Source organism: Bacillus sp. FSL R7-0672 (assembly GCF_038601465.1).
GTDB lineage: Bacteria > Bacillota > Bacilli > Bacillales > Bacillaceae > Bacillus > Bacillus pumilus.
This window is the reverse complement of record NZ_CP152010.1, coordinates 2,734,364-2,758,268: the sequence shown is the minus strand read 5'-3', so window position 1 is coordinate 2,758,268 and position 23,905 is coordinate 2,734,364. Positions and strand designations below refer to the sequence as shown.

The 23,905-nt window shown below is 44.2% G+C and carries 17 protein-coding genes, 21 tRNA genes, 3 rRNA genes and 1 riboswitch; of the genes, 32 read left to right on the top strand and 9 right to left on the bottom strand.

The window, feature by feature from the left end; translation table 11 throughout:
- Nucleotides 1-13: 13 nt before the first annotated feature.
- Complete coding sequence (locus MKY18_RS14030; RefSeq protein WP_126741614.1) at nt 14-649, bottom strand: DUF1232 domain-containing protein; 636 nt, start codon at nt 647-649, stop codon at nt 14-16.
- Between the two features lie 169 nt (nt 650-818).
- Here MKY18_RS14030 and MKY18_RS14025 point away from each other — a divergent pair, with 169 nt between their 5' ends.
- Nucleotides 819-1,373 (top strand): GNAT family N-acetyltransferase, encoded by a 555-nt coding sequence (locus MKY18_RS14025; RefSeq protein WP_044140739.1) that lies wholly within the window; start codon nt 819-821, stop codon nt 1,371-1,373.
- Between the two features lie 240 nt (nt 1,374-1,613).
- Here MKY18_RS14025 and thiT read toward each other — a convergent pair whose 3' ends face one another.
- Nucleotides 1,614-2,189, bottom strand: a complete 576-nt coding sequence (gene thiT / locus MKY18_RS14020; protein ID WP_044140737.1) for an energy-coupled thiamine transporter ThiT — start codon at nt 2,187-2,189, stop codon at nt 1,614-1,616.
- A 98-nt stretch (nt 2,190-2,287) separates the two neighbouring features.
- A riboswitch (TPP riboswitch) is annotated at nt 2,288-2,389 on the bottom strand.
- A 391-nt stretch (nt 2,390-2,780) separates the two neighbouring features.
- On the opposite strand from thiT, the gene MKY18_RS14015 reads away from it, so the two are divergent.
- From MKY18_RS14015 to MKY18_RS13900, 24 genes are all read left to right on the top strand, one after another.
- Nucleotides 2,781-4,329, top strand: a 16S ribosomal RNA gene (locus MKY18_RS14015).
- Between the two features lie 182 nt (nt 4,330-4,511).
- Nucleotides 4,512-7,442: ribosomal RNA gene (locus MKY18_RS14010) — 23S ribosomal RNA — on the top strand.
- Nucleotides 7,443-7,503: 61 nt separating this feature from the next.
- A 5S ribosomal RNA gene (rrf, locus tag MKY18_RS14005) occupies nt 7,504-7,619 on the top strand.
- Together the 16S, 23S and 5S rRNA genes with 21 tRNA genes alongside form the textbook arrangement of a ribosomal RNA operon.
- Before the next feature lie 473 nt (nt 7,620-8,092).
- Nucleotides 8,093-8,168: transfer RNA gene (locus MKY18_RS14000), tRNA-Val, on the top strand.
- Between the two features lie 33 nt (nt 8,169-8,201).
- Nucleotides 8,202-8,277: transfer RNA gene (locus MKY18_RS13995), tRNA-Thr, on the top strand.
- Between the two features lie 37 nt (nt 8,278-8,314).
- Nucleotides 8,315-8,390: transfer RNA gene (locus MKY18_RS13990), tRNA-Lys, on the top strand.
- Nucleotides 8,391-8,397: 7 nt separating this feature from the next.
- Nucleotides 8,398-8,480 (top strand) — tRNA-Leu (locus MKY18_RS13985).
- Nucleotides 8,481-8,510: 30 nt separating this feature from the next.
- Nucleotides 8,511-8,582, top strand: a tRNA-Gly gene (locus tag MKY18_RS13980).
- A 12-nt stretch (nt 8,583-8,594) separates the two neighbouring features.
- Nucleotides 8,595-8,680: transfer RNA gene (locus MKY18_RS13975), tRNA-Leu, on the top strand.
- Between the two features lie 11 nt (nt 8,681-8,691).
- Nucleotides 8,692-8,768, top strand: a tRNA-Arg gene (locus MKY18_RS13970).
- 7 nt (nt 8,769-8,775) lie between these two features.
- A tRNA-Pro gene (locus MKY18_RS13965) sits at nt 8,776-8,852 on the top strand.
- An 8-nt stretch (nt 8,853-8,860) separates the two neighbouring features.
- Nucleotides 8,861-8,933: transfer RNA gene (locus MKY18_RS13960), tRNA-Ala, on the top strand.
- A 24-nt stretch (nt 8,934-8,957) separates the two neighbouring features.
- Nucleotides 8,958-9,031 (top strand) — tRNA-Met (locus tag MKY18_RS13955).
- A gap of 4 nt (nt 9,032-9,035) precedes the next feature.
- Nucleotides 9,036-9,112 (top strand) — tRNA-Ile (locus MKY18_RS13950).
- Between the two features lie 7 nt (nt 9,113-9,119).
- A tRNA-Ser gene (locus MKY18_RS13945) sits at nt 9,120-9,212 on the top strand.
- Between the two features lie 23 nt (nt 9,213-9,235).
- Nucleotides 9,236-9,312, top strand: a tRNA-Met gene (locus tag MKY18_RS13940).
- Between the two features lie 48 nt (nt 9,313-9,360).
- Nucleotides 9,361-9,437, top strand: a tRNA-Asp gene (locus MKY18_RS13935).
- A gap of 18 nt (nt 9,438-9,455) precedes the next feature.
- A tRNA-Phe gene (locus tag MKY18_RS13930) sits at nt 9,456-9,528 on the top strand.
- A 27-nt stretch (nt 9,529-9,555) separates the two neighbouring features.
- Nucleotides 9,556-9,631 (top strand) — tRNA-His (locus MKY18_RS13925).
- 11 nt (nt 9,632-9,642) lie between these two features.
- Nucleotides 9,643-9,716, top strand: a tRNA-Gly gene (locus tag MKY18_RS13920).
- A 17-nt stretch (nt 9,717-9,733) separates the two neighbouring features.
- A tRNA-Ile gene (locus MKY18_RS13915) sits at nt 9,734-9,810 on the top strand.
- Nucleotides 9,811-9,816: 6 nt separating this feature from the next.
- Nucleotides 9,817-9,891, top strand: a tRNA-Asn gene (locus MKY18_RS13910).
- A 3-nt stretch (nt 9,892-9,894) separates the two neighbouring features.
- A tRNA-Ser gene (locus tag MKY18_RS13905) sits at nt 9,895-9,985 on the top strand.
- A 7-nt stretch (nt 9,986-9,992) separates the two neighbouring features.
- Nucleotides 9,993-10,064, top strand: a tRNA-Glu gene (locus MKY18_RS13900).
- Between the two features lie 77 nt (nt 10,065-10,141).
- Here MKY18_RS13900 and MKY18_RS13895 read toward each other — a convergent pair.
- The 3 genes from MKY18_RS13895 to MKY18_RS13885 all read right to left on the bottom strand — a co-directional run bounded on the left by MKY18_RS13895 (nt 10,142) and on the right by MKY18_RS13885 (nt 12,495).
- Nucleotides 10,142-10,618 (bottom strand): tryptophan-rich sensory protein, encoded by a 477-nt coding sequence (locus MKY18_RS13895; protein ID WP_106066853.1) that lies wholly within the window; start codon nt 10,616-10,618, stop codon nt 10,142-10,144.
- Between the two features lie 86 nt (nt 10,619-10,704).
- Entirely contained in the window at nt 10,705-11,439 is a 735-nt protein-coding gene (locus MKY18_RS13890) for a TraR/DksA C4-type zinc finger protein (protein WP_106066854.1), read from the bottom strand.
- 117 nt (nt 11,440-11,556) lie between these two features.
- Entirely contained in the window at nt 11,557-12,495 is a 939-nt protein-coding gene (locus MKY18_RS13885) for a 1,4-dihydroxy-2-naphthoate polyprenyltransferase (protein WP_065098670.1), read from the bottom strand.
- Nucleotides 12,496-12,876: 381 nt separating this feature from the next.
- Here MKY18_RS13885 and MKY18_RS13880 point away from each other — a divergent pair, with 381 nt between their 5' ends.
- The 6 genes from MKY18_RS13880 (at nt 12,877) to menC (ending at nt 20,315) form a co-directional block, all read left to right on the top strand.
- The gene (locus tag MKY18_RS13880) at nt 12,877-14,295 is read left to right on the top strand and encodes an isochorismate synthase MenF (protein WP_106066855.1); all 1,419 of its coding nucleotides are present in this window, start codon (nt 12,877-12,879) and stop codon (nt 14,293-14,295) included.
- Complete coding sequence (menD, locus tag MKY18_RS13875) at nt 14,288-16,030, top strand: 2-succinyl-5-enolpyruvyl-6-hydroxy-3-cyclohexene-1-carboxylic-acid synthase (protein ID WP_113768706.1); 1,743 nt, start codon at nt 14,288-14,290, stop codon at nt 16,028-16,030. The genes MKY18_RS13880 and menD overlap by 8 nt, the downstream gene beginning before the upstream one ends.
- Nucleotides 16,015-16,839, top strand: a complete 825-nt coding sequence (menH, locus tag MKY18_RS13870; RefSeq protein ID WP_185108919.1) for a 2-succinyl-6-hydroxy-2,4-cyclohexadiene-1-carboxylate synthase — start codon at nt 16,015-16,017, stop codon at nt 16,837-16,839. Before menD ends, menH begins: the two co-directional genes overlap by 16 nt.
- A gap of 14 nt (nt 16,840-16,853) precedes the next feature.
- Nucleotides 16,854-17,672, top strand: a complete 819-nt coding sequence (menB, locus tag MKY18_RS13865) for a 1,4-dihydroxy-2-naphthoyl-CoA synthase (protein ID WP_044142129.1) — start codon at nt 16,854-16,856, stop codon at nt 17,670-17,672.
- 74 nt (nt 17,673-17,746) lie between these two features.
- Nucleotides 17,747-19,204, top strand: a complete 1,458-nt coding sequence (locus tag MKY18_RS13860) for an o-succinylbenzoate--CoA ligase (RefSeq protein WP_113768704.1) — start codon at nt 17,747-17,749, stop codon at nt 19,202-19,204.
- Complete coding sequence (menC, locus tag MKY18_RS13855; protein WP_113768703.1) at nt 19,191-20,315, top strand: o-succinylbenzoate synthase; 1,125 nt, start codon at nt 19,191-19,193, stop codon at nt 20,313-20,315. Before MKY18_RS13860 ends, menC begins: the two co-directional genes overlap by 14 nt.
- Before the next feature lie 106 nt (nt 20,316-20,421).
- On the opposite strand, the gene MKY18_RS13850 is transcribed toward menC, so the two are convergent.
- From MKY18_RS13850 to MKY18_RS13835, 4 genes are all read right to left on the bottom strand, one after another.
- The gene (locus MKY18_RS13850; protein ID WP_044142132.1) at nt 20,422-20,613 is read right to left on the bottom strand and encodes a hypothetical protein; all 192 of its coding nucleotides are present in this window, start codon (nt 20,611-20,613) and stop codon (nt 20,422-20,424) included.
- A 25-nt stretch (nt 20,614-20,638) separates the two neighbouring features.
- Nucleotides 20,639-20,797, bottom strand: a complete 159-nt coding sequence (locus tag MKY18_RS13845; RefSeq protein ID WP_217013235.1) for a DUF1540 domain-containing protein — start codon at nt 20,795-20,797, stop codon at nt 20,639-20,641.
- A gap of 68 nt (nt 20,798-20,865) precedes the next feature.
- Nucleotides 20,866-21,912 carry a cytochrome d ubiquinol oxidase subunit II gene (locus MKY18_RS13840; protein ID WP_185108921.1) on the bottom strand — a complete coding sequence of 349 codons (1,047 nt, stop codon included), beginning with the start codon at nt 21,910-21,912 and terminating at the stop codon, nt 20,866-20,868.
- A 21-nt stretch (nt 21,913-21,933) separates the two neighbouring features.
- Complete coding sequence (locus tag MKY18_RS13835; protein ID WP_342497542.1) at nt 21,934-23,265, bottom strand: cytochrome ubiquinol oxidase subunit I; 1,332 nt, start codon at nt 23,263-23,265, stop codon at nt 21,934-21,936.
- Nucleotides 23,266-23,440: 175 nt separating this feature from the next.
- Here MKY18_RS13835 and MKY18_RS13830 point away from each other — a divergent pair, with 175 nt between their 5' ends.
- Entirely contained in the window at nt 23,441-23,683 is a 243-nt protein-coding gene (locus MKY18_RS13830) for a type B 50S ribosomal protein L31 (RefSeq protein ID WP_003217579.1), read from the top strand.
- The last annotated feature ends 222 nt before the right edge of the window (nt 23,684-23,905 follow it).

Sequence of the window (23,905 nt, the reverse complement as noted above, 5' to 3'; positions counted from 1 at the left end):
GCTTCTTTTCCTGCTACCTATTTGTCAGCTGGTCTATGACGATTTTCACAGCCGCAGCATCATCAATATAGCCGATCGGAAAAATAAAATCTGGTATTAAGTCAACAGGCATAATGAAATAAAGGAGTGTGCCCCCCATCAGCATTAATTCTCGAGAAGTACCTCGTTCGGTCATAAATAAGCTGTACATGTCTTTCAAATGCTGAAGGAATGGCCCGGCGCCGTTTACCGCCTCCATCTTTTTCTCAAACTTTGCTGAGATCGTTTCTTTTCCCTCGTTTGTTTGGCTATAGGTCTCATATTCGTTTAGCTTTTGTTTCAATTTGGTCTGACTAAATGTACCGTCGTAGACCTTCTCATCTTTCAGTGTTTTTTCGATCTCTACGACCGTTTGTATGAACGTATCACTATGTACCTTTTCGTTTTTGATTGGAAACCCTGAAGCAGCTAATAGTTGATCTAATGATAGGTTCAGAGAATCTGAAAGCCGCTGCAGATGATTCAAAGTTGGTTTTCTTTTTCCATTCATGATTCGAGACAGTGTCGCTTTATCAATTCCTGTGTACGTGCTGAGCTCTCTTAAAGATAGAGAACGTTGTTGCAATCTTTCCTTTAAGAGAGACCCAAGCTCAGTTGTTTTAGAATCCATTTTACGCCATCCTTTGTATGATGTATCAACTCTTCTATAAAAGAAGTCGTACCCAATATAAAGGCGTGTTGACAAAATGTCAACGAATATCCTTTATTGATTGAATTTTAGGAAATAGGAATTTATCATAATAAAGATAGGATGAAAACAGTGAGAAGGAGTGGCGCGAATGAAGGTGAGGCATGCTGTACAACAAGATATTCCTAAAATTGCCGAAATACATGTGAAGAGCTGGCAGACGACTTATCAAGGCATTATTAATCAGGATTATTTGGATGGTTTAAATATAGAAGATCGAGAAGAGAGCTGGAGAAGAAGGTCACTTGAAGGGACGTTTGTCGCAGAAGATGCCGAGGGGGTATTTGGTTTTGCTTCTTTTGGAAAACAACGTGATGAGCGCTATCCAACATATGATGGAGAACTTTACGCGATCTATTTATTGCAAGAGAAACAGAGATCAGGAGCAGGTATCGCTTTAATTGCAGAAGGAGTGAGTTATTTAATAGAGAAAGGGTATCAGAATATAATGCTGTGGGTATTTGAACAAAATTCGGCAAAGCATTTTTATCAAAAGCTTCAACCTCATTTTGTCGTTACCAGCCAGTTCGAGCTGGCTGGCGAGAAGCATGATGAAATAGGGTATGGGTGGGAGCTGCCTGTATTAAATGACCATCTACACCGAATTAAATCGTCAGCTTCCAATAATAATGAGAGAAAAAAGTGAAAAGCACAGCTAGCAACATATAAGAGATAAGAGGAGAAGCTTCTACTTTTCCTTTTATTCCTGCTATTTTTAAAGCTTCATGGAAACCTGCCAAAAAATAAGCAAGACTGAGAATATAGCAGCACAGCATAATGGAGTAAGGGTTCATTGGCGTACCTCCAACATGAAATCTTCTACTATTAATAGATTCCATAGAGCGGCAAATTATGCATAAAAAAATAACCAGCTGAAATCAGCCAGTTATTTTTGGTGCGGAAAAACCAAACGAGATGCACTTGGTATGAGTATGCAAAGAACGATACTGCAAATAATAAATGAAGGAACCATATATGTGCTGTTATAAATTAAAGAGTAAACCCAACCTGGAGTTCCTTTTGGTGCATAATGAGAAAAGAAAACAACACCAGAGATAAAGAACGTCAACAGTCTAAAGAAACTTGCAACAAATACGGATAAGGTAATATAGAAGAATTGCTGCTTTCGCTTTTGATCCTGAATGGCTTTTTTAATCAATCCAGAAAATAGGCCGCTTAGGGAAATGACAACAGATGCGACGAAATAATCGAGAAATCCTTGAACTGGTGTAGCGATAATAGGGCCATTCATCAGCTGAAGGCCTGCAATAAGCACACCAATGATAAACCCGGTTGATATTCCCCATCTAATAGACATAAGAATGACGGGTATCATAATCAGCGCAAGAGATCCGCCGTTCGGCATTCTTAAAAAGAGACCTGATAAGTAATCTAATACTAGTGCAAGTGAAGTCATAATTGCGATTTCCATCAGTCGTACCAATTGATTTGATTGCTGCATAAAAAAATCTCCCTTTTCATGAATTGAGCAAGGAGAGACCGTGTAAGGATGAGTATGTTATTCATAGAAAAACATATCGAGTTGAATACACCACATGTATTCAATTGAATCCACATTCCTACTTCAGTATTAACTGACAGGTTCAAAGGGTCAGAACAACGAATGTTCACTCTCAGCACAAAGCTCCCCCTGCGGTTATTTAGTTTTCTTCTATTATAAATATACTAAAGACCTTCAGGATCAACAATAGAGAATTCCTGTGACAATCAATTTTTGTATGATTATATAGGAGAGATAAGAAAAAATAAATTATTTAGAAAAAATACTTGTTTCCTCTCTCAAAAGGTGTTATATTTGTATTCGTCGCTAAAACAGCGCGGTTATTAAATAACATAAAGAAAAAAGTTGTTGACTTTATCTTGATAGAATGTTATATTAATAAAGTCGCCTCTGAGAGACGACGAAGATGATCTTTGAAAACTAAACAAGACAAAACGTACCTGTTAATTCGAGTATTTATAAAAAAATCCTATGAAACATCATAGGTAGTCAGTCAAACGCTGACGAAAAACAAAACTTCGGTTTTGTACTTTTTCGGAGAGTTTGATCCTGGCTCAGGACGAACGCTGGCGGCGTGCCTAATACATGCAAGTCGAGCGAACAGAAGGGAGCTTGCTCCCGGATGTTAGCGGCGGACGGGTGAGTAACACGTGGGTAACCTGCCTGTAAGACTGGGATAACTCCGGGAAACCGGAGCTAATACCGGATAGTTCCTTGAACCGCATGGTTCAAGGATGAAAGACGGTTTCGGCTGTCACTTACAGATGGACCCGCGGCGCATTAGCTAGTTGGTGGGGTAATGGCTCACCAAGGCGACGATGCGTAGCCGACCTGAGAGGGTGATCGGCCACACTGGGACTGAGACACGGCCCAGACTCCTACGGGAGGCAGCAGTAGGGAATCTTCCGCAATGGACGAAAGTCTGACGGAGCAACGCCGCGTGAGTGATGAAGGTTTTCGGATCGTAAAGCTCTGTTGTTAGGGAAGAACAAGTGCGAGAGTAACTGCTCGCACCTTGACGGTACCTAACCAGAAAGCCACGGCTAACTACGTGCCAGCAGCCGCGGTAATACGTAGGTGGCAAGCGTTGTCCGGAATTATTGGGCGTAAAGGGCTCGCAGGCGGTTTCTTAAGTCTGATGTGAAAGCCCCCGGCTCAACCGGGGAGGGTCATTGGAAACTGGGAAACTTGAGTGCAGAAGAGGAGAGTGGAATTCCACGTGTAGCGGTGAAATGCGTAGAGATGTGGAGGAACACCAGTGGCGAAGGCGACTCTCTGGTCTGTAACTGACGCTGAGGAGCGAAAGCGTGGGGAGCGAACAGGATTAGATACCCTGGTAGTCCACGCCGTAAACGATGAGTGCTAAGTGTTAGGGGGTTTCCGCCCCTTAGTGCTGCAGCTAACGCATTAAGCACTCCGCCTGGGGAGTACGGTCGCAAGACTGAAACTCAAAGGAATTGACGGGGGCCCGCACAAGCGGTGGAGCATGTGGTTTAATTCGAAGCAACGCGAAGAACCTTACCAGGTCTTGACATCCTCTGACAACCCTAGAGATAGGGCTTTCCCTTCGGGGACAGAGTGACAGGTGGTGCATGGTTGTCGTCAGCTCGTGTCGTGAGATGTTGGGTTAAGTCCCGCAACGAGCGCAACCCTTGATCTTAGTTGCCAGCATTTAGTTGGGCACTCTAAGGTGACTGCCGGTGACAAACCGGAGGAAGGTGGGGATGACGTCAAATCATCATGCCCCTTATGACCTGGGCTACACACGTGCTACAATGGACAGAACAAAGGGCTGCGAGACCGCAAGGTTTAGCCAATCCCATAAATCTGTTCTCAGTTCGGATCGCAGTCTGCAACTCGACTGCGTGAAGCTGGAATCGCTAGTAATCGCGGATCAGCATGCCGCGGTGAATACGTTCCCGGGCCTTGTACACACCGCCCGTCACACCACGAGAGTTTGCAACACCCGAAGTCGGTGAGGTAACCTTTATGGAGCCAGCCGCCGAAGGTGGGGCAGATGATTGGGGTGAAGTCGTAACAAGGTAGCCGTATCGGAAGGTGCGGCTGGATCACCTCCTTTCTAAGGATATATGGAGCAGCGTGCGTTTTCGTCTTGTTTAGTTTTGAAGGATCATTCCTTCAAAACATGTCTCTAGCGAGACAGGATTGTTCTTTGAAAACTAGATAACAATAAGTAATACATTCACATTGAATGCAATGCAAAGTTCATCACACATAGTGATTCTTTCTAAAGTAAGAAATGGTTAAGTTAGAAAGGGCGCACGGTGGATGCCTTGGCACTAGGAGCCGATGAAGGACGGGACGAACACCGATATGCTTCGGGGAGCTGTAAGCAAGCTTTGATCCGGAGATTTCCGAATGGGGAAACCCACTGCTCGTAATGGAGTAGTATCCATACTTGAATACATAGAGTATGAGAAGGCATACCCGGGGAACTGAAACATCTAAGTACCCGGAGGAAGAGAAAGCAAATGCGATTCCCTGAGTAGCGGCGAGCGAAACGGGAACAGCCCAAACCAAGAGGCTTGCCTCTTGGGGTTGTAGGACACTCTATACGGAGTTACAAAGGAACGATATAAGCGAAGAGGTCTGGAAAGGCCCGCCAAAGAAGGTAACAGCCCTGTAACTGAAATGTTGTTCTCTCCAGAGTGGATCCTGAGTACGGCGGAACACGTGAAATTCCGTCGGAATCCGGGAGGACCATCTCCCAAGGCTAAATACTCCCTAGTGACCGATAGTGAACCAGTACCGTGAGGGAAAGGTGAAAAGCACCCCGGAAGGGGAGTGAAATAGATCCTGAAACCGTGTGCCTACAAGTAGTCAGAGCCCGTTAAAGGGTGATGGCGTGCCTTTTGTAGAATGAACCGGCGAGTTACGATCCCGTGCAAGGTTAAGCAGAAGATGCGGAGCCGCAGCGAAAGCGAGTCTGAATAGGGCGCATGAGTACGTGGTCGTAGACCCGAAACCAGGTGATCTACCCATGTCCAGGGTGAAGTTCAGGTAACACTGAATGGAGGCCCGAACCCACGCACGTTGAAAAGTGCGGGGATGAGGTGTGGGTAGGGGTGAAATGCCAATCGAACCTGGAGATAGCTGGTTCTCTCCGAAATAGCTTTAGGGCTAGCCTCAAGGTAAGAGTCTCGGAGGTAGAGCACTGATTGGACTAGGGGCCCCTACCGGGTTACCGAATTCAGTCAAACTCCGAATGCCGATGACTTATCCTTGGGAGTCAGACTGCGAGTGATAAGATCCGTAGTCGAAAGGGAAACAGCCCAGACCGCCAGCTAAGGTCCCAAAGTATACGTTAAGTGGAAAAGGATGTGGAGTTGCTTAGACAACCAGGATGTTGGCTTAGAAGCAGCCACCATTTAAAGAGTGCGTAATAGCTCACTGGTCGAGTGACTCTGCGCCGAAAATGTACCGGGGCTAAACGTATCACCGAAGCTGCGGACTGTTCTTACGAACAGTGGTAGGAGAGCGTTCTAAGTGCTGTGAAGTCAGACCGGAAGGACTGGTGGAGCGCTTAGAAGTGAGAATGCCGGTATGAGTAGCGAAAGACGGGTGAGAATCCCGTCCACCGAATGCCTAAGGTTTCCTGAGGAAGGCTCGTCCGCTCAGGGTTAGTCGGGACCTAAGCCGAGGCCGAAAGGCGTAGGCGATGGACAACAGGTTGATATTCCTGTACCACCTCCTCACCATTTGAGCAATGGGGGGACGCAGGAGGATAGGGTAAGCGCGGTATTGGATATCCGCGTCCAAGCAGTTAGGCTGGGAAATAGGCAAATCCGTTTCCCGTGAAGGCTGAGCTGTGATGGCGAGCGAAATTTAGTAGCGAAGTTCCTGATTCCACACTGCCAAGAAAAGCCTCTAGCGAGGTGAGAGGTGCCCGTACCGCAAACCGACACAGGTAGGCGAGGAGAGAATCCTAAGGTGATCGAGAGAACTCTCGTTAAGGAACTCGGCAAAATGACCCCGTAACTTCGGGAGAAGGGGTGCTTCTTAGGGTGTTAAAGCCCCGAGAAGCCGCAGTGAATAGGCCCAGGCGACTGTTTAGCAAAAACACAGGTCTCTGCGAAGCCGTAAGGCGAAGTATAGGGGCTGACGCCTGCCCGGTGCTGGAAGGTTAAGAGGAGCGCTTAGCGTAAGCGAAGGTGCGAATTGAAGCCCCAGTAAACGGCGGCCGTAACTATAACGGTCCTAAGGTAGCGAAATTCCTTGTCGGGTAAGTTCCGACCCGCACGAAAGGCGCAACGATCTGGGCACTGTCTCAACGAGAGACTCGGTGAAATTATAGTACCTGTGAAGATGCAGGTTACCCGCGACAGGACGGAAAGACCCCGTGGAGCTTTACTGCAGCCTGATATTGAATGTTGGTACAGCTTGTACAGGATAGGTAGGAGCCTTGGAAACCGGAGCGCTAGCTTCGGTGGAGGCATCGGTGGGATACTACCCTGGCTGTATTGACCTTCTAACCCGCTGCCCTTATCGGGCAGGGAGACAGTGTCAGGTGGGCAGTTTGACTGGGGCGGTCGCCTCCTAAAATGTAACGGAGGCGCCCAAAGGTTCCCTCAGAATGGTTGGAAATCATTCGCAGAGTGTAAAGGCACAAGGGAGCTTGACTGCGAGACCTACAAGTCGAGCAGGGACGAAAGTCGGGCTTAGTGATCCGGTGGTTCCGCATGGAAGGGCCATCGCTCAACGGATAAAAGCTACCCCGGGGATAACAGGCTTATCTCCCCCAAGAGTCCACATCGACGGGGAGGTTTGGCACCTCGATGTCGGCTCATCGCATCCTGGGGCTGTAGTCGGTCCCAAGGGTTGGGCTGTTCGCCCATTAAAGCGGTACGCGAGCTGGGTTCAGAACGTCGTGAGACAGTTCGGTCCCTATCCGTCGCGGGCGCAGGAAATTTGAGAGGAGCTGTCCTTAGTACGAGAGGACCGGGATGGACGCACCGCTGGTGTACCAGTTGTTCTGCCAAGGGCATCGCTGGGTAGCTATGTGCGGACGGGATAAGTGCTGAAAGCATCTAAGCATGAAGCCCCCCTCAAGATGAGATTTCCCATTCCGCAAGGAAGTAAGATCCCTGAAAGATGATCAGGTTGATAGGTCTGAGGTGGAAGCGTGGTGACACGTGGAGCTGACAGATACTAATAGATCGAGGACTTAACCTATATTCTAATGTGAAGCTTGAACATTGTTATCTAGTTTTGAGAGAACATTCTCTCCATCAGGTTTGGTGGCGATAGCGAAGAGGTCACACCCGTTCCCATACCGAACACGGAAGTTAAGCTCTTCAGCGCCGATGGTAGTTGGGGGTCTCCCCCTGTGAGAGTAGGACGCCGCCAAGCTTTTCTAAGGATCAGTTCCATTTGGAACTGGTCTTTTTTGTGCTTCTTGAGAAAATATGCTGTTGGTTGCACTTGTTTGATGAATGTTTGGACACTCTAACTCATTTACAAGCATGTGAAACACATTAAAACAAAAGAGATCGAGCGTTTCAGTTAAACCAGTAGAGAGTTAGGTTAATAGATGATAGAAGAGCTCTGTATCGTTATTAGTAGATAATTCTATTTCGGACATACTGTATCTAATGTGAGATGTTAATATTTATAAAGGAATTGCCCGTTTTTAAAGAGAATATAGAGTGGACAAGTTTAAGTGATGAACGTTAGATCACGCTGTTTGAATAGAGGAAATAACGGTCATTTGTTAAAAGAAATACGTAATGAAAATTGAAATAAAATTTTTTTAATATAGCCTTTACAAATGATGAAAACCTGTATATAATAATCTTTGTCGGATCGAGAGATTCCTACATAGTGGAGGATTAGCTCAGCTGGGAGAGCATCTGCCTTACAAGCAGAGGGTCGGCGGTTCGAGCCCGTCATCCTCCACCATATTTATTCTTACATAATGTTGGGATAGATAAAGCCGGTGTAGCTCAACTGGTAGAGCAACTGACTTGTAATCAGTAGGTTGGGGGTTCAAGTCCTCTTGCCGGCACCACTTTCATATGGTAAGATAGACAAGTCGCTTTTAAAGCGAGCCATTAGCTCAGTTGGTAGAGCATCTGACTTTTAATCAGAGGGTCGAAGGTTCGAGTCCTTCATGGCTCACCATTTTCATGCGGGTGTGGCGGAATTGGCAGACGCGCTAGACTTAGGATCTAGTGTCTTTATGACGTGGGGGTTCAAGTCCCTTCACCCGCATAGCCAAACAAAATAAAGAAATCCTGTAATGCGGAAGTAGTTCAGTGGTAGAACACCACCTTGCCAAGGTGGGGGTCGCGGGTTCGAATCCCGTCTTCCGCTTATACCATCCACGCCGGGGTGGTGGAATTGGCAGACACACAGGACTTAAAATCCTGCGGTAGGTGACTACCGTGCCGGTTCAAGTCCGGCCCTCGGCATTATACAATAAGCGCCCGTAGCTCAATTGGATAGAGCGTTTGACTACGGATCAAAAGGTTAGGGGTTCGACTCCTCTCGGGCGCGCCATTAAGATCGGGAAGTAGCTCAGCTTGGTAGAGCACTTGGTTTGGGACCAAGGGGTCGCAGGTTCGAATCCTGTCTTCCCGACCATCTTTTATGGGGCCTTAGCTCAGCTGGGAGAGCGCCTGCCTTGCACGCAGGAGGTCAGCGGTTCGATCCCGCTAGGCTCCACTTTTAAAAGATTATTTTGATCATGGCGGTGTAGCTCAGCTGGCTAGAGCGTACGGTTCATACCCGTGAGGTCGGGGGTTCGATCCCCTCCGCCGCTATAAAGGACCTTTAGCTCAGTTGGTTAGAGCAGACGGCTCATAACCGTCCGGTCGTAGGTTCGAGTCCTACAAGGTCCACCATCTATACGGAGGAATACCCAAGTCCGGCTGAAGGGATCGGTCTTGAAAACCGACAGGGGTGTCAAAGCCCGCGGGGGTTCGAATCCCTCTTCCTCCGCCATATTTTTTAAAAACTTATATCATCGCGGGGTGGAGCAGTTCGGTAGCTCGTCGGGCTCATAACCCGAAGGTCGCAGGTTCAAATCCTGCCCCCGCAACCAAATTATTTTATTTACCAATGGGGAATGCTCTTTGAGTACAACCAAAATGGTCCGGTAGTTCAGTTGGTTAGAATGCCTGCCTGTCACGCAGGAGGTCGCGGGTTCGAGTCCCGTCCGGACCGCCATTTTTAAAATGACTACTTGGCTCGGTAGCTCAGTTGGTAGAGCAACGGACTGAAAATCCGTGTGTCGGCGGTTCGATTCCGTCCCGAGCCACTTTTATAAAAAAATATTGATAGTATGGCGGTTGTGGCGAAGTGGTTAACGCACCAGATTGTGGCTCTGGCACTCGTGGGTTCGATTCCCATCAATCGCCCCATACATATTTTTGCGGGTGTAGTTTAGTGGTAAAACCTCAGCCTTCCAAGCTGATGTCGTGGGTTCGATTCCCATCACCCGCTCCATTTGTATATCCGTTCATGGGCCTGTAGCTCAGCTGGTTAGAGCGCACGCCTGATAAGCGTGAGGTCGGTGGTTCGAGTCCACTCAGGCCCACCATGATATTCCGCAGTAGCTCAGTGGTAGAGCTATCGGCTGTTAACCGATCGGTCGTAGGTTCGAGTCCTACCTGCGGAGCCAAATGGAGAAGTACTCAAGTGGCTGAAGAGGCGCCCCTGCTAAGGGTGTAGGTCGCGCGAGCGGCGCGAGGGTTCAAATCCCTCCTTCTCCGCCATTTATCTGGCCCGTTGGTCAAGCGGTTAAGACACCGCCCTTTCACGGCGGTAACACGGGTTCGAATCCCGTACGGGTCATGTTTAAAAGAGATCTTGTCAAAGATCTCTTTTTTATTTTCTTCAGAAAAGAAAGACCGCCATTATAGCGGTCTTTTTTACATGTTCATGGAATAGATCGTATAAGACAAGTATGTTGCAAAGAAGCCCCATAAGACATAAGGAATTAGTAAAATTGGAACGACTTTGCTTAGTTTACGTGAGACGATGACAAGAGCAAGTGCTGTCAGTGCTACAAGCAGGCAGTCGATCGTAGCGGCAAATAGATCTTTTTGTGTAAATTGAAAAAAACTAAAGGCTTGATTAAATACATAATTTAAAAGAAAAAGAATCCAAAATGGTAAAGTGATTTTTTGAAATCCGTACTTTCCATAAATGATCGCTGCGGACAACGAGATGAGAGCAAATAAGACAGCCCACACAGCACCAATTACTCCACCACTCGGTGTCCATTCCGGTTTATTTAATGCATCATACCACTCTCTGTCAATCGGAAACAAGAACCCGGCAATAGAGAATAATGCGTATGTAATAAAGAAGACAACCACTGCCCAAACGATACTTTTTCTAGCCATTAAGAATCTCCTCCAATCAAATTCACTCTTAAAATGATTTCCCAATCATTACATGATATAAACATAAAGCCCCCAATATGAGGGGACTAATGATTTTCTTCTGTATAAGGTTCTTTTTCGTACGGCTTCAAGTCACCAAATACCGTCATGATGCCTTCTTCGTCTAATGCTTTTTCATAGGCTTCGTGAGCTTTATTTGGATATACTTTACTTGCCTTGCCTTCAATATCAGCAGCTGCGAATCCTTCATAGTCTTCGACATAATCTTCATCTTCTGATTGTGTATACACATCATCGTATGTCAATGGAGGAAATTCCATATCAGACGGCGTATCAGAGTTTCCGTAGCGTTCTACGTCTTGATATGCATCCTCTCCATCATAGGCTGCACTTTCTTCATTTTCGAATTTCCCTGATGGCGGACTTAATAAATCCTCTTCAATCGGACGGTTTTGTGAAACGGTTTGTTCTTTTGAATGCTCTGTGCATGTGACGGCACTAGGTAAGGCTTCTAAGCGTTCCTTTGGGATAGGTGATTTACAGACCTTGCATAGGCCATAAGAGCCGTCTGTGATGGCTTGAAGTGCTTCATTAACGTCTAACAGATGTTCATGTTCCAAACTGTTTAACGCAATATCCTTCCCGCGTTCGAACAGCTCTGTCCCTTGATCACCTGGGTGATTATCATAGGCTGACAGGTCTCCTACCGAATCATAAGGAAATGATACTTTTTGTTCATCGTCATGGCTTTTGGCTTCGAGTTCGTGCTTTTCATCGAGAAGTCGCTGCTTCAAATGATGTAATTCGTCTTTAGACAACAAAGCGATCATCCTTTCATATCAAACATAATGTTAGTATGAGCAATTTTATCTGTAAGACTAGTTCCAATTTGAAGCAATTCCTCATGAAAAAACGCCTGCGGCTGCAGGCGTTCTTTGTTACGCGATATAGTATTGTAAGATCAAAGCGATTGTCAGCAGAAAACCGAAAAATGTATTGGTTTGAGCTGTAGATTTCATGGCATTCATTAATTCAATTGGTTTTTCTTTTTGCCTAAATTCTTTGATAGCTGTATATGCTTTTGGCACACTGAGTAAAACAAGAAGACTCCAAAGGCCGACAATATCTGTGAAGATATAAACAAAAATAAGTACATAAGAGAGCAAAAACATGGAAAGTAAAATGTTCACAGCAGCCTTTCGCCCAGCAAGAATAGCAAGTGTTTTTCGTCCATTTTCTTTGTCGCCGTCTAAATCGCGGATATTGTTTGATAGTAAGATGGCACCAACTAAAATAGAAATTGGTAATGAGACGAGAACAGCTTTAGACGTTAGTGTGCCTGTTTGAATATAGAAACTGATCAGGATGATTCCTAGTCCCATAAAAGCACCTGACACAAGTTCTCCAAACGGTGTATATGCAATAGGAACAGGACCGCCTGTATAGAAATAGCCTGCTGCCATACAAATGAGTCCTATCAGTGCAATCCACCAGCTAGACATCATGCAAATATACACTCCTAGTAGTAAAGAAAGCGCAAATAGTGCATAAGCAAGGCCGAGAACGGTTTTAGGCTTCACGCCATTTCTGACAATGGCGCCGCCGATGCCGACAGATTTCTCATTGTCCAATCCGCGAACATAATCAAAGTACTCATTAAACATGTTCGTTGCGATTTGGATAAACATAGATGCAAACAGCATAGCTAAAAATAGCCCAACATGTATTTGACCACTTGGAAGTGCTAGAACAGTTCCTAAAGTAACGGGAATAAATGCTGCTGTTAATGTATGCGGTCGTAGTAAATTCCACCAAATCCGCCAGTTCTTATCAGGCTTAATCGGTGAAAGCTGATCTGATATCGATTGATGCTGCATAAAATATACTCCTTTAAATAAAAAAATACGTACACGTCCAAATTCCAGTTTAGCAAAGTTCAAAAAGGTGTCAATATATTGATGCGATGAAACCTGAAAAAGATGTTTGCTAATCGTTGCCATATCCAGAGAAAGCTTGATCTTAGAACAAGACTTTCCATTTTTCTTATAGATGCTCTCGTTTCAAGAAGCAGAGCGAAAAAATCTAGAAAGCGTGATATAATAAGGATTCGAGGTTTTAAAAGCTGTTTTCTTTACTAAGTTCATCTGTTAAGGTTTATAATAGAAAAGCAGGTCATTCGACATACTCGAATGTTCACGTATTTTTTCATTATGGTTTTATTTTTTTATGTTATTTCATGGATTTTGGAGGAATGTATCATGGTGACAACAGTGCAAAGTACTTTCCGGCAGGAAGCGCTTGCGACATTAGAAGAAGCGAATAACGTCAACCATGCTGTTTTGATAAGCTACTCCAGAAGAGTTGACGATCTGGATCCTCTTGCCTTTTTCCAAAGCGGCGAAGCGGATTTTTTAGGCGAGCGGTTTTTTTGGTCTGATCCAGAAAGCCAAATGATATTTTCTGGACTTGGCAGAGCGGCCGTTATTAAATCATCTGAGCAAGGCAAGGAACGATTTGATACAGTCCATCAAGAATGGGAACAGCTGAAGCAGCACATGTTCCATTTTCATGATGAGAAGGAGTTAAGGCAAGCGGCTGTTGGTCCGCTTTTATTTGGAGGATTCTCATTTGATCCGTATGAAGAGAAGGCGCGTCACTGGGAAGCTTTTGGCGAGGCTCATTTTTTTGTGCCATCGATGATGCTCACTGTCTCGAAAGAAGGCACGTTTCTTACGATCAATGAATGGAAGCAGGTGGACGGTAATGTTCATCAGCTCATTCAAGAATTAGAACAAAAAGCCTCTCATTACGAAACATTACCGCTCAGACATGGTGGACAAGCTGAACTTGTTCATATGGAAGAACGAGATGTGAAGGAATGGATGAAGGCGATCCAAGAAGCGACAGACCACATTCGTGCAAACGAATATGAAAAGGTTGTTTTAGCAAGAGAAGTCTTGCTTCACTATAAAAATCAAATTGAACTCGCTCCACTGTTATCAGAATTATTAAAGCATCAAACAACGAGTTATGTATTTGCGGTTGAGCAGGGGAGACAAGCATTTGTCGGAGCTACGCCGGAACGCTTAGTGAAAAAAAGCGGCGGAGAGGTCTTTTCATCTTGTTTAGCAGGTTCGATTGTTCGTGGAAAAGATGAAGAGGAAGATCGAGCATTAGGCAAGGAACTGCTGCATGATGAGAAGAATTTGATTGAACATCAAATTGTTGTCAATATGATTGAGCAAGCATTTGAGGCCAATTGCCTTCGCGTGCATAAACCAAATCAACCTAGTCTTTATAAAACAAAAAACATTCAGCATTTGTTTACACCGATTGTAGGAGAAATTAAAAGCAGCTGTTCTCTTTTTTCATTAATTGAACAGCTCCATCCGACGCCAGCATTAGGCGGATATCCGAAGGAAAAGGCGGTTGAGGTCATTCGTGAAATCGAACCGTTGAAACGTGGCTGGTACGCAGCGCCGGTAGGGTGGATTGACTCTCAGGATAATGGAGAATTTGCTGTTGCCATTCGGTCAGGTCTTATTGAGGAAGACCATGTTCGTTTGTTCGCTGGCTGCGGCATTGTAGAGGATTCCCTTGCAAAGCAGGAGTACGAGGAAACGCAAGTGAAATTAAGACCAATGCTATCTGCTCTTGGAGGTCGTCCTATTGAATAATCAAATCATGACAATATATATTGGCAGATTGATGGATGAATTTGTCCAAGGTGGCGTACAAGAGGCAGTTGTCTGTCCAGGTTCTCGTTCGACCCCGCTTGCAATGCTGGCTCTAGCCCACCAAGACATCAATGTCCATGTATTAGTGGATGAACGGTCTGCTGCTTTTTATGCGCTTGGTCTTGCAAAAGCAAGTCAAACTCCAGTGCTGCTTATTTGTACGTCAGGTACAGCAGCAGCTAACTTTTACCCAGCCATTGTAGAGGCACATTATTCCCGTGTCCCACTTATTGTTTTAACTGCTGATCGACCGCACGAATTGAGGGAAGTTGGGGCACCTCAAGCGATTGATCAGCAATTCTTATTCGGTAAGTTTGTTAAATGGTTCACAGACTTAGCGTTGCCAGAAGAAAGTCAGACGATGTTACGCTATGTTCAGACGGCTGCGGCAAGAGCAAATCATATGTCGATGCAAGAGCCGAAGGGACCTGTACAAATCAATGTCCCTCTGAGAGAACCATTGCTTCCTGATTTGTCTATTGATCCTTTCGAGCGAGAAGAAACAGACCGGAAAAAAGTATTAGCTACAGGACAGGCTTTCCCAAATGATGATGCGATATCTGAAATTGTGACGGTCATGAACCGTTCCAAAAAGGGACTGATTGTGTGTGGCGAGCTTCATACGGAGGAAGAGAAAGAGGCAGTAATACGTCTTTCAAAAGCCTTGCATATACCGATTTTAGCGGACCCGCTTTCTCATTTGCGAAATGGTCATGAGCATGCAGATCTTATTATTGATGCGTATGATTCTTTATTGAAAGATGAAGCATTGCAGCAGCACCTATTGCCGGATATGGTTATTCGTTTTGGACCGATGCCTGTGTCTAAGCCTTTATTCAAGTGGCTGGAAAAACATGCGGAAGTGAATCAGATTGTTGTTGATGCTGCTGGAGGTTTTCGAGATCCTGGGCTGAGTGCTTCATATGTCATTGAAAGTGATGTGGCAGCTTTTGTAGATGAAGTAGTCAATAGAGCGGATCAACGTGAGGATACAAGTTTTCTAAAGCGCTGGCAGGATGCAAATTCATCATTCAGAACGCATGCTTCCCATTATTCTGATGAGGATCTGTCATTTGAGGGGAATGTGTACCGTCAGCTTCAGCATCTTTTGCCGAAGGAGAGTGTCCTGTTTATCGGGAATAGTATGCCGATTCGTGATGTGGATACATTTTTTGAAGCGCAATCGAAGCCTTTTCGAATGATGGCGAATCGAGGAGCAAATGGTATTGATGGTGTTGTGTCTACAGCACTTGGCACGTATGCAGCTTTGAAACAGCCGGTCACCTTAGTGATTGGAGATTTATCATTTTACCATGATATGAATGGTCTCCTTGCAGCGAAGTTGATGGACATTCCACTGACGATTGTGTTGTTAAACAATGATGGAGGAGGCATCTTTTCTTTCCTTCCGCAGGCGTCTGAGGAACCGTATTATGAAAAACTCTTTGGTACACCGACTGGACTGAATTTTGAGTATGCTTCGAAGTTGTATGGGGGAACCTATGCGAAACCGTCAACGAAACAAGAATTACAATATGTCTACAAGGCGCATATAGAAGAGCCTGGACTTCATTTAATTGAAATTGATACAGATCGGCATTCTCGTGCAAGCAAGCATCGTCAAATGATGGATGACATATTGGAAGAAGTGAAAAAAGAATGTCTTCTTTCATAATACGGATGCGTGATGGTGTGGCGTACGAGGTGGTGGATCAGAATCCATCAGGTGAGAATGCCACGCTATGCTTACACGGTTTCACTGGAAGCGCGGCTTCTTGGACATTCTTGAATGCTTATATGGAAAATACAAGATTGATTCAAGTCAGCCTGCTTGGACATGGCCGCACGGACTCACCAGAAAGTATAAGAAGATATGCGATGTCGCATCAGCTAGCAGATCTTGCAGAGATTTTAAACCAATTAAAGCTTCACAAAGTGAATATTCTCGGATATTCTATGGGAGGACGTATTGCTTTATCATTTGCCTCTCGTTATTCAGAGCGAGTCAACAAGTTGATTCTAGAGAGTACCTCTCCAGGGCTTCGCACGTTTAAAGAGCGGATGGCAAGACTCAAACATGATCATCAGCTGGCTCAGAAAATGAGACATGAAGGTTTAGTGAAATTTGTGGATTTTTGGGAGAGTATTCCACTGTTTGCTTCGCAGAAAACTTTATCAGCTGACACGCAGGCTCAACTACGAGAGGAAAGGCTAAAAGCCAATCCACTTGGACTGGCTCGCAGTTTAGAAGGCATAGGAACAGGTTCGCAGCCCTCTGTTTGGAAGGCTTTAAAGCATATGAATTTACCTGTTTTGTTGATTTGTGGAGCGCTTGATGAAAAGTTCTGCAATATCGCCACATTTATGCAGCAGGAGCTTGAAGGCAGTCAATTTATATTAGCTGAGCAGGCTGGGCATACAGTTCATGTGGAACAACCACATTTTTTTGGTAAAATAGTTAGTGAGTTTATTACCCAAGGTTAGAGGAGGAACTATTGATGGCTATTGAATGGCAAACTGAGCGTCAATATGACGAAATTTTATATGAAACGTACAATGGGATTGCAAAGATCACGATTAATCGTCCACATGTACATAACGCGTTTACACCAAAGACTGTGAGTGAATTGATTGATGCATTTTCACGTGCTCGTGATAATTCAAATGTTGGTGTGATCGTACTTGCAGGTGCTGGCGGCAAAGCATTCTGTTCTGGTGGAGATCAAAAAGTACGCGGTCATGGCGGTTATGTAGGAGACGATCAAATTCCGCGTCTAAATGTACTCGACTTACAGCGTTTAATTCGTGTGATTCCAAAACCTGTTGTTGCGATGGTTGCTGGTTATGCAATCGGCGGCGGGCACGTTCTTCATATTGTATGTGACCTGACAATTGCAGCAGATAATGCGATTTTTGGACAAACTGGTCCAAAAGTAGGCAGCTTTGATGCTGGTTATGGTTCAGGCTATCTTGCACGTATTGTTGGTCATAAGAAAGCGAGAGAAATCTGGTACTTATGCCGTCAATACAATGCACAAGAAGCGCTTGATATGGGACTTGTTAATACTGTTGTACCATTAGAGCAGCTTGAAGAGGAAACAGTGAAGTGGTGCGAGGAGATGCTAGAAAAGAGCCCGACTGCTTTACGATTCTTGAAGGCTGCATTTAATGCAGATACGGATGGATTAGCTGGAATTCAACAATTTGCAGGAGATGCGACACTTCTTTATTACACAACAGATGAAGCAAAAGAAGGACGCGATTCCTTTAAGGAAAAACGCAAGCCAGACTTCGGTCAGTTCCCGCGTTTCCCTTGATTCAATCATACCGATGAAAAACAGCTTAGTGCATCAGACTAAGCTGTTTTCTTTTACGAAAAGGAGGTGTCGTGATGAAGCAACCGAATTGGCTGCTGCACCGTGCTTATTTAACACCAGAAAGAGTCGCGCTCATTTATCAGGATAAACAGTGGACATTTCGCAATTTAGCTGATGAAGTCAATGAGCTTTCAAATAGACTTGCACAAACATTATTAAAAAAAGGGGAAACGGTCGGGATTCTGATGAACAACCATCCTCAAATGGTGATGCTTGTTCATGCTTGTTTTTCATTGGGGTTCAAAATCGTGCTATTGAACAATAAGTTAACAAAAGCTGAAAGGCGCTATCAACTTGAAGATGCAAAAGCAGCCGCCTTATTTACTGAACCGGTTTATGCAAGTGATCATAAGGGTGATCTACCCGTTTATACAATGGAGACTTTACCTGAAGCAGGTCACGACAATGTAAAGAAAATCGAAAGCGAATTTGATTTGAATGAAACAGCAACGATCATGTATACATCTGGCACAACAGGACAACCAAAAGGGGTCGAGCAAACGTTTGGCAATCATTTTCATAGTGCTGTTTCCTCTGCACTCAATGTGGGCCTCAGAGAGGATGACCGCTGGCTTATTGCACTGCCTCTTTTTCATATTAGCGGGTTATCCGCTTTATTTAAGTCTGTGATTTATGGGATGACTGTCGTACTTCATCAAAAGTTTGATGTCGATGAAGTAAAGGGTTCGATTGAACACCATCGTGTGACGATGATATCTGTTGTTCAAACGATGTTATCCCGTTTATTAAGCAGGCTGGAAGAATGTCCGTCTTCTTTGCGCTGTCTTTTATTAGGCGGAGGACCTGCGCCTTTTGCGATGCTTCAAGAAAGCAAAGAGAAAGGTTTCCCTGTGTTTCAATCCTACGGCATGACAGAAACCTGTTCACAAATTGTGACCCTTGCGCCTGAATTTAGTGTAGAGAAGCTTGGATCAGCGGGAAAACCCCTTTTTGGATGTGAGCTGAAAATTCAAGATGGTACACGCATTTGTCGTCCTTTTGAGCATGGCGAAATTATGGTGAAAGGGGCAAATGTCATGAAAGGGTACCTTTACCGTGAAGAGGCGACCATGGCTGCTTTTGATCAAGGCTGGCTGAAAACGGGTGATATCGGCTATGTGGATGAGGAAGGATTTTTATTTGTGCTTGACCGCCGTTCAGATTTAATTATTTCTGGCGGTGAGAATATTTATCCTGCTGAAATTGAAGCGATCCTGTTAACACATCCGCATGTAAAGGAAGCCGGAGTGACGGGTATGTATGATGATAGATGGGGAGAGGTACCAGCTGCCTTCCTTGTCACAGACCATAAAATACCGGAGAACGAGCTCTATGCTTTATGTGAGTCGCATCTAGCAAAATATAAATGGCCTGCCGCTTTTCACTTTGTGGACGAGCTGCCAAGAAATGCGTCAAATAAATTGCAGAGGCACAGACTCAAGTCAAAGGGGTTTTTAGATGATTCAAATTGAACGAGTGATTTTATATCATGTCACGATGAAGCTCAAGCAGCCATTTACCACAAGTCTTGGGACCATCTCGGAGCGTGAGTTTATTATTGTCGAGGTAAAAGATCAAACGGGATTGACTGGATGGGGAGAGGTGTCAGCCTTTTCTTCTCCTTGGTATACAGAAGAAACCATTGAGACTTGTTACCATATGCTGAGAGCTTTTTTTATACCAAATGTGCTGACACGCACCTTTACACACCCTTCAGAAATACCAGACAGCCTGTACCAATTTAAAGGCAATAGGATGGCGAAAGCGGGAATTGAAGCGGCTGTTTGGGATATTTATGCGAAGCGTGAGAATAAGTCGTTACGAGATGTATTAGGCGGCACCAAGGATAGAATACCTTCTGGTGTTGTGGCGGGGTTAGGACCCGTTGATGACATGCTGAAGCAAATACAGCAATTTGTGGACCAAGGTTATCAGCGGGTGAAGGTGAAAATTAAGCCGGGGCAGGATATTGGACTCCTTAAAAAAATTAGAGAGTCTTTCCCTCACCTCCCGCTAATGGCGGATGCAAACTCTGCTTATGAGTTAAAGGATATTAGCAAGCTCAAGCAGCTCGATGACATTCGTTTATTAATGATTGAACAGCCATTAGCTGCAGATGATATTGTCGATCATCGCCATTTGCAAAAGCATTTAAAAACACCGATATGTTTGGATGAAAGTATTTGTTCCTTAGATGATGCTAGAAAAGCGGTAGAGCTTGGTAGCTGTCAAATTATTAATGTGAAGCCTTCACGAGTTGGAGGGCTGACAGAAGCCCTTAAAATCCATACATTCAGTAAGGAGCATCAAATTCCGTTATGGTGCGGTGGAATGATTGAAACAGGTATTTCCCGCGCGCAGAACGTGGCACTTGCTTCGCTTCCGCAATTTACAATTCCAGGTGATATTTCAGCTTCGTCAAAATATTGGGAGCAGGATATCATTTTTCCTGAAATCAAGGTTGAAAATGGTTTTATAGAGGTACCTCGTTCCCCCGGAATGGGCGTAGAAGTGGATTATCAAGCGCTTCGTTCCTTTTCAGATAAAATTGACGTCTTTACAAAACATGATTTTGTGATGTGAAAATGAGGTATTCACCTTTTGCACATCCAATAAAATCTATATATAGTGAGAGAAAGTTTTTCCTTCCTGTCTCAACAAAAAAGAAAGAGCGGTGATCCGCTCTTTCTTACTCTTCTACCAGTTTGCTGTCATAAGCAAGCTGTCCAATATAGTGATCCATTTCACTGGGCATGTCTGCTGCATGGCCATATTCATAATCCCAAAGGTTTAAAAAGGAGTGAGCAGCCTGATAAAATGCGGCTTCGTCCGCGTCATGAATTTCGTCAAAAAACGTTTGAAGCAGCCGATCGTGTTTCAATGCGATGCGCCTCCTTAAATGAGACTTAAAGAACTTGTGGTTTAAACGTTTTACAATCCGTTTCTTCACTTTTTTCAGCCGTTTTTCCTGTGTGGCTGACGACATAGATTGCATCTGCCCCACAGCGGTTTCCAGCATTCCAATAGGAACAGTTATTGACTTCACAAAGGATTTTTTGACTCATACAGATGACCTCCTTTTGAGTATGTCTTTCTTCTATAATGTAACCGAAATGAACCTCATCCATTCACGTTAATCTTCCTGGCGAATATAGCGCTTATCCTTCATAAACAATTTCCAGAAGAAATAGAACCCAGGGAATAAGATGATAAAACCTACAATATACGTGATAAATAATGCTCTAAATGTCACAGGGTCTGTAAATCCAGACATGATTGTAATATCTGGATAGGCCATATAAGGCAAATGGGCACGTCCGTACACATAGCTTGCTAAAAAATATTGAACCGTAATCGCAATGACAGCTAAACGCGGCCGGCCTTTCCGATGCTTAAACCGGCTATTTGGTAAAAATAGAGCCAGCCCTGCTAGCAAAAACATCAGGAGTGATACAAGAAGAATAGGGATGTTCTGCATCATTTTTGTGAACAGCCAATTTGCCTCGCTTCTTAATGTCAGCATGATGAAAAATGCCATCATGAGTGAAAGCGGACCCGTAATGAGCGCTCCTCTTCTATAAATGCTGTAAGCTTCATCTTCATCAGCCACATTCGAGAAATCAGCTAAAAGCAATGACGAAAGAAAAAGTGTGCTAAAAATGGCAAAGCCGACAAAAGAATAGACATTTGCACTTGTAAAGACCAGTCCAAGATCTAATGAGTAGTTGTTGTTCTCCTCAAAGATAAATCCACCATGTGTAATCGGAAGAACCATGATCAGGATCGATGGAATGATAAAGCCGCTAATCCCTGAAATATAAGTCACTGCTTTTCTGTATTTTTTAGGAAGAGAATGAGAAAACACGAGAAATCCGCTTCGCAGTGCAAGAAGCAATAATATGATGCTACCGGGTATTAATAAAACAGTACCAAGGACAAAGGTCGCACCTGGAAACATGCTAAACAACGCAACAACAATTGCCACAATGAATACGTTAGTTACTTCCCATGTTGGAGAAAGGTACTTATTTGCGATATTAGCGGCCTTTGTTTGTTCTTTATTCATATAAATCATGGACCAAAATCCTGCGCCGAAATCCATTGATGCCATCACTGCATAGATAAAAACGAACCCCCATAAGATGGTGATTGCAATGAGTGCATCAGTTGTCACATCCATTTGCATCTTGATCGCTCCTTTTTAAGATTCTGTTAACCGTAGGTCTTCTTCAATCGAATGTTTTCTAAAGTAGTACGTTAGCACAATCACAGTTGCTATGCCTAAGATGAGATAGACAATGGCAAAAAGGATAAAGAGTGTGCCAATTGAGCCTGATGATGTGACGACCTCTGAGGTTTTGAGCATTCGATAAATAACCCATGGCTGACGGCCTGTACATGCAAAGATCCAGCCGAACTCAATGGCCAAAAGACTAAGGGGCCCGCCGAATAAGTAAAGAAAAAGGAGCCACTTCGGATAATGATCGCGTTTTAAAATTTTACGGTAAAGCAGTGCTAACACCGCAAACAAAATGAGGACTGAGCCAATAATGACCATGCCATTAAATAACGTGTGAATAAATAAAGGCGGCCACTCATCACGAGGGAAATCATTTAAGCCTTTGACCACCGTATCAAAGCTATTTCCTGCCAGAAAACTAAGCGCCCAAGGGATTTCAATTGCTCCTTTAATATCCTTTGAATCGGCATCTGTAAAACCACCTATTGCGAGCGGCGCATGTGATTGTGTTTCAAATAAACCTTCAGCACCAGCTAATTTTTCTGGCTGATATTCATACAGAAGCTGAGCAGACTCATGACCATTTATGGCCGTTAGAAATGAGAAGAGGCCTCCTACAATAAGTCCAAGAAAAAGGGCTTTTCGATGAAACGTATAGAGTTTCTCATTCTTTCTTGTTTTGAGCATTTTAAAAGCTGCCACTGATGCAATCACAAAAGCACCTGTTGTAAAAGCAGACAGCACGACATGTGTCGCAGTTACGACAAAGCTTGGATTGAAAAAGGCCTTCCAGGGCTCGATATTCGTAATTTCTCCATTGACCATTTGAAAGCCAGCAGGAGTTCCTTCAAACGCATGTACGTTTGTGATCAGAATCGCTGAAGCGGCTGCGCCGATCACGACAAAAATAACGGTAATGATGCGCATAGCAGGTGATAGGCGATCCGCTGCGTACACATAAATAGACATAAATAATGCTTCAATAAAGAACGCATAAATTTCAATCTGAAATGGAAGTGACATGACCTTTCCGATGACCTCCATAAAACCTGGCCATAGAAGAGCGAGCTGGGTACCAGCAATCGTGCCTGTTGGAATGGCGACACCTAACAAGACAGCCTGCGCTTTCGTCCACCGTTTGGCCATGACAGCATAGTGAGGGTCCTTCGTTTTTTGGAAGATGAGTTCAGCTAACAAAATCATTAGCGGGATGCCGACGCCAAGCGAGGCATAAATAATGTGAAAGCCCATGGTTGTGCCGAACAGGCTTCTAGCTAAAACGAGATCAGTCAATTTTTTCTCCGCCTTTCTTATCACTTCTCTTTTTCATGATGTTATTATTCTCCACCATTTTTAGATTATTCTTCCTGACTAAGAAAGCTTGATTTTTGACAAGTTGTAAAAGAGGGAGTAGAATATAAATATAAAACGTAATCATTACGTTTTGATAACGAAAGGAGTTTTGACATTGAAAAGAGATATTCATCCAACCTCACATGAAGTTGTATTTATGGACGTAAACAGCGGTTACCGCTTTTTGAGTAAATCGACAAAGTCATCCAATGAGACAGTAGAATGGGAAGATGGGAAAACGTATCCTGTCATTAAAGTAGAAACAAGCTCTGATACGCATCCTTTTTATACAGGACGCCAAAAATTCGGAGAAAAAGGCGGAAGAGCCGAGTTGTTTAAGAAAAAGTATCAAATGTAATATAAAAAGCACACCCTACAATGGTGTGCTTTCAGCATGTAGACAAACCCTCGCATTCGTTGTCAGTCCTGCGTGCTGGTGCTCACGAATGTCAAATTCGCTCCGCGCCAGTACTCGTCCTTCCTAGACTTCAAAGGTTTTCTATCAAGCTGAAAAGAAGACAAAGGGCTAAAATCAAGATCATTTTAGCCCTTTGTCAACAATCTGAAAGCACACCCTACA